We start from the raw sequence: 2725 nt of genomic DNA, 5'->3' as shown, positions 1-2725 counted from the left end.
AGTGGGCTGCAACTCACAGTATGACAGTACAAGATTATGTGGATGCATTCATGTGGGCCAAAAATGGACAAAGCTTTGAACACTTTCCTGAAAGCGGGCGTTGGACAGTGGCGGAAGAACTTTTTAAACAGGAGGAGAAAGACTTCGCAAAACTGTTTTATAACTTTGGCACGGAAGTTGAACCTAAAATCGTTAACCCATTTTGGAAAGAAATAGGAACCGACCTTGTTAAGGAGATTAAGGAAGGAAAAGCGTTCCAGGGAACAGCGTTTAATGAAATGGACTTTAATACTTCTCCATTAAAGGATCGAAAACAAGATCTGGTGAATCAAGCCACTTTTATTATTGCTAATCCCGATGACGAGGAAATTGAAGCGAAAGTAAGGAACTTGTTTACTGAATATCTAGAGCTCATGCCTGGAATGAAACTTGATAAAGAAGAAAATCAAGAACAACGATACAGAGTTTATGCACGCAGTATTCCCGTTCTAAAAAAAGGTTATGTGCAAGATGCGGTCAGTGATTGGGATCAGCCACTTTATAAATCAAGTAACACCGCGTTGCTGGATAAAGAGGCTTCAAAATTCCTCGCTTTGGAACGCGGGAAACATATTGGTGGCGGCAAAGCGATGATGTTGCATGACGAACCCGGCATAAAACTGATAGAATCGCCCAATGCTGTTCTCTATAAAATGATGAAAGCTGAAAAAAGCAAAAACTATCAAGAAGCTTACAAAATTGGCAAGGAATACCTTGAGCAGGATCCTAAAGCAATGTTTGGTAGCAAATGCGTCGCTACAGTAAATTATATCGAAAGAATAGAAAGAATGGTCAAATCCCATCAACCAAGGATAAAACCACCATTCCCGGCTGAAATCGGTATCAGAGAAAATAAGGTTACTGGACCTCGTGTAGCAGAAGCGCTTAGAGAAATGAGTAAAGAAAATCCGCAGCAGGCTCTTAAATCTGCAGAAAGATTCTTGGCATGGAAAAATTATCATCACAGGAATTTAAATGTTCAAGATATTAAAAAGTTGATTACTGAATTAACCAAGCCCAAAGAAGTGTTGCATTCTTATAAAAATATGCAAGGTGGCCTAACATTTTTCAGGAAGAGCGACAAAGAACCTGAAAAGCAAGAAAAGCAAGAAAATCAATTGAATAAAAGTATCAATTAGCAAGAGTAAACTTTGGTCTGGCAGTTATCTAGTTATCCTGAACATGGATAACTGTCAAACCAAATATTAATTATAACCATCCCCACATCAATACTCCCCCTCCTCTTATCTCAAAATGCGGCATTACTTAAATAACAAAATATCTGTATTTGCAAAACCTATAGAATGATCATAAAATAAACAGCCCTATGGTTGAAGAATGCAACCGAACAAAAAATGAAACTGTCGAATATCAATATACCGTTTGGATGTAATTTAATAGTTTAGTTAAGGAAATTTTATGCGACTAGAGATATCAAATTTGTCATTAAGTGAAATGCTTACCGCCATAACATCCATCCCAAGAAATGAGCGTTTTCTTGATCTTGGTGGAAATGAACTCAATTTAGCATCACCAAAAGATCTTTCTTTGGCGCTTTCGAAAATACCCGACGGCATCATATCACTTGATTTATGCAACAATGATTTTGGACATCAACACTACAAATCGCTAACTAAAGTACTTCAAAGCATTCCAGAAACAGTAAATGAACTTCATTTGCATATGAATAAGCTTAAACTTCATAAAAATGGAAGCTTGGTGCAAGTGCTCCTGTCATTACATGCACACTTGTCAGCCTTGAACTTAAGCCATAATGACCTGGGCCTATGTGCAACCCTCGAACTTATTAATGCACTTAAAGCGTTAAAATCCCCACTTACTTCAATGCAATTGTCCTGGAATAAATTAGGCAACAAAACAACAGGCGAATTATCGGAAATTTTCAAGGCATTACCAACAACATTAACTACTCTGGATTTAAGTTATAATGGCCTTGATAAGTTAAGTCTGTTTGAATTGTCATCAGTATTAAAAAATATACCTGAAACAGTTACTTACCTTGATTTAAGCGGTCATGGTTTTGAGACAAAAACAGATATGGAAAAAACCGAATTCCTAGAGAGCATTCCCATAAATGTAAAGCGATTAAAATTGAGTAGAGACATAACCATTGAGCTTGAATCTGAAAAATTAAAAGAACCAAAGGCTCGCGTACACAGTTTTTTCTCTCAATTTAGTGATTCGCCAACAGATCCAGAGATTGATGATAGCCTAGGGTTGGAAGATAAAGGAAGCATAAAGCATAATCGATAAAAATTGCTCGGCTTTGCAAAAGTTTAAGCACACCCAAACCTCTGCATGCCACGCTTCACGCGCGGTATGTAGAAGAGAACTCTAAATAATCGCCTCTAAAAATTATCCCCTTACTCCGAAAAATACGTCAACAGCACACTATTAAGACTCAAAACCTAAAGGACAAATTTCGCTCTTGAATTGGTTTTTTTTGCCATTAACGCCTATTCTTAAACATATAGATTAAATATTGAGGGGCTTATTATGCAGGCTAAAGAAGAGACAGTTAAACCAATAGAATACCTAGGTGGGGTAATGGATGAAGAAACAAGACCACTTCTAAAATCCTACATCGACCAACTCGAGGAGGGGGAAGCAGCATTGGTGGTATTTCGTCTTTTAGAAGGTGATAGTCCTGATGCACTCCTGGAAT

1 protein-coding gene and 1 pseudogene are annotated in these 2725 nt (G+C 37.5%); both read left to right on the top strand.

What is annotated here, in order from left to right; all coding sequences use genetic code 11:
• Positions 1-1178 (top strand): annotated as a pseudogene (locus tag EKG34_RS18055) (hypothetical protein); the annotation flags it as partial.
• 280 nt (positions 1179-1458) lie between these two features.
• The gene (locus EKG34_RS18050; protein WP_003637221.1) at positions 1459-2313 is read left to right on the top strand and encodes a leucine-rich repeat domain-containing protein; all 855 of its coding nucleotides are present in this window, start codon (positions 1459-1461) and stop codon (positions 2311-2313) included.
• Positions 2314-2725 lie beyond the last annotated feature (412 nt).

Origin of the sequence: Legionella longbeachae (assembly GCF_004283175.1) — a bacterium.
In the GTDB taxonomy this organism is placed as follows: Bacteria; Pseudomonadota; Gammaproteobacteria; order Legionellales; family Legionellaceae; genus Legionella; species Legionella longbeachae.
This window is presented reverse-complemented; position numbering and strand designations above follow the sequence as displayed.

What these genes read in the sequence shown, in the direction of transcription:
- EKG34_RS18050 (WP_003637221.1), top strand. Translation starts at nt 1,459, where the DNA reads ATGCGACTAGAGATATCAAATTTGTCATTAAGTGAAATGCTTACCGCC.